This is a genomic window from Paraglaciecola marina, assembly GCF_004360155.1.
GTDB lineage: Bacteria > Pseudomonadota > Gammaproteobacteria > Enterobacterales > Alteromonadaceae > Paraglaciecola > Paraglaciecola marina.
In genome coordinates, this window is sequence record NZ_SAIS01000049.1 from 1 (window position 1) to 3,077 (window position 3,077).

Below are 3,077 nucleotides of genomic sequence, written 5' to 3' on the forward strand. Positions count from 1 at the left end.
TAGTCTTACTCTATTTTCTATGGTGTTACTTGTCACTCACAACGCTTAGTGCATAAAGCCACTTGGGCGTTGTATGGTTAAGCCTCACGGGCAATTAGTACAGGTTAGCTCAACGCATTGCTACGCTTCCACACCCTGCCTATCTACGTCGTAGTCTTCAACAACCCTTTAGGTACGTTAAACGTACAGGGATGACTCATCTTGGGGCTCGCTTCGCGCTTAGATGCTTTCAGCGCTTATCAATTCCGAACGTAGCTACCGGGCAATGCCTTTGGCAAAACAACCCGAACACCAGCGGTTCGTCCACTCCGGTCCTCTCGTACTAGGAGCAGCTCCCCTCAATCATCCAACGCCCACACCAGATAGGGACCGAACTGTCTCACGACGTTCTAAACCCAGCTCGCGTACCACTTTAAATGGCGAACAGCCATACCCTTGGGACCGACTTCAGCCCCAGGATGTGATGAGCCGACATCGAGGTGCCAAACACCGCCGTCGATATGAACTCTTGGGCGGTATCAGCCTGTTATCCCCGGAGTACCTTTTATCCGTTGAGCGATGGCCCTTCCATTCAGAACCACCGGATCACTATGACCTACTTTCGTACCTGCTCGACGTGTCTGTCTCGCAGTTAAGCTGGCTTATGCCATTGCACTAACCTCCTGATGTCCGACCAGGATTAGCCAACCTTCGTGCTCCTCCGTTACGCTTTGGGAGGAGACCGCCCCAGTCAAACTACCCACCAGACACTGTCCACATTCCCGATTAGGGAACAATGTTAGAACATCAAACCTACAAGGGTGGTATTTCAAGGACGACTCCACTCCATCTAGCGACGAAGTTTCAAAGTCTCCCACCTATCCTACACATGTAGGGTCAATGTTCAGTGCCAAGCTATAGTAAAGGTTCACGGGGTCTTTCCGTCTAGGTGCGGGTACACAGCATCTTCACTGCGATTTCAATTTCACTGAGTCCTGGGTGGAGACAGCGTGGCCATGATTACGCCATTCGTGCAGGTCGGAACTTACCCGACAAGGAATTTCGCTACCTTAGGACCGTTATAGTTACGGCCGCCGTTTACCGGGGCTTCGATCAAGAGCTTCGCTTGCGCTAACCCCATCAATTAACCTTCCGGCACCGGGCAGGCGTCACACCGTATACGTCATCTTTCGATTTAGCACAGTGCTGTGTTTTTAATAAACAGTTCCAGCCACCATTTCACTGCGGCCCCCATTCGCTCATGAAGCAAGTCCAATCACAAACAGGGGCGTACCTTCTCCCGAAGTTACGGTACGATTTTGCCGAGTTCCTTCACCCAGGTTCTCTCAAGCGCCTTAGTATTCTCTACCTGACCACCTGTGTCGGTTTGGGGTACGGTTCGATATATCATAAGTTTAGAGGCTTTTCCTGGAAGCAGAGTATTTGCAACTTCAATACCGTAGTATCTCGTCTCGTGTCTCAGGCATGTAGAATCCCGGATTTACCTAAGATTCAACCCTACGCACTTTCACCTAGACAACCAACGCTAGGCTTGCATAACTTTCTCCGTCCCCCCTTCACTGATATACCAAGTACGGAAATATTAATCCGTTTCCCATCGACTACGCATTTCTGCCTCGCCTTAGGGGCCGACTTACCCTGCCCTGATTAGCATGGGACAGGAAACCTTGGTCTTCCGGCGTGGGGGTTTTTCACCCCCATTATCGTTACTCATGTCAGCATTCGCACTTGTGATATGTCCAGCAAGCCTCTCAGCTCACCTTCAGCCACTTACACAACGCTCCCCTACCACGCAAACCTAAGTTTGCGTCCGCAGCTTCGGTATATTACTTAGCCCCGTTACATCTTCCGCGCAGGCCGACTCGACTAGTGAGCTATTACGCTTTCTTTAAAGGATGGCTGCTTCTAAGCCAACCTCCTAGCTGTCTTAGCCTTCCCACTTCGTTTCCCACTTAGTAATATTTAGGGACCTTAGCTGGCGGTCTGGGTTGTTTCCCTCTTCACGACGGACGTTAGCACCCGCCGTGTGTCTCCCGGATAGTACTCACAGGTATTCGGAGTTTGCAAAGGGTTGGTAAGTCGGGATGACCCCCTAGCCTTAACAGTGCTCTACCCCCTGTGGTATTCGTCCGAGGCGCTACCTAAATAGCTTTCGGGGAGAACCAGCTATCTCCCGGTTTGATTGGCCTTTCACCCCCAGCCACAAGTCATCCGCTGACTTTTCAACGTCAGTCGGTTCGGTCCTCCAGTTGATGTTACTCAACCTTCAACCTGCCCATGGCTAGATCACCGGGTTTCGGGTCTATACCTAGCAACTAAACGCGCAGTTAACACTCGCTTTCGCTACGGCTCCCCTATTCGGTTAACCTTGCTACTAAATATAAGTCGCTGACCCATTATACAAAAGGTACGCAGTCACCTAACAAGTAGGCTCCCACTGCTTGTACGTATACGGTTTCAGGTTCTATTTCACTCCCCTCACAGGGGTTCTTTTCGCCTTTCCCTCACGGTACTAGTTCACTATCGGTCAGTTAGGAGTATTTAGCCTTGGAGGATGGTCCCCCCATCTTCAGTCAAGATAACACGTGTCCCGACCTACTTAATATGGATTATAAGACGCTTTGTGTACGGGACTATCACCCTGTACCGTTGAGCTTTCCAACTCATTCCACTACTTCTTAAAATCTCGGCTGTTTCCCGTTCGCTCGCCGCTACTAGGGAAATCTCAATTGATTTCTTTTCCTAAGGGTACTTAGATGTTTCAGTTCCCCTCGTTTGCCTCTACAACCTATGTATTCAGTTGCAGATAATCCCTAAGGATTGGGTTCCCCCATTCGGACATCTGTGGATCAAAGCATTTTGTCGGCTCCCCACAGCTTTTCGCAGACTTACACGTCCTTCATCGCCTCTAACTGCCTAGGCATCCACCGTATACGCTTAGTCACTTAACCATACAACCCCAAATGACCTCTTTGTTACCTTAGTAACAACACGTTATCCTTCTTTATCTCAGTAACGTCAGAGATAAATCAAACAACTCGTCTACCCCTTGGCCTTTTATCCAAGGTTAGGTGTAA

At 49.8% G+C, this 3,077-nt stretch carries 1 rRNA gene; it reads right to left on the reverse strand.

Annotated elements, in window-relative coordinates:
• Positions 1–73: 73 nt before the first annotated feature.
• Positions 74–2,951, reverse strand: a 23S ribosomal RNA gene (locus EOK74_RS20540).
• Positions 2,952–3,077 lie beyond the last annotated feature (126 nt).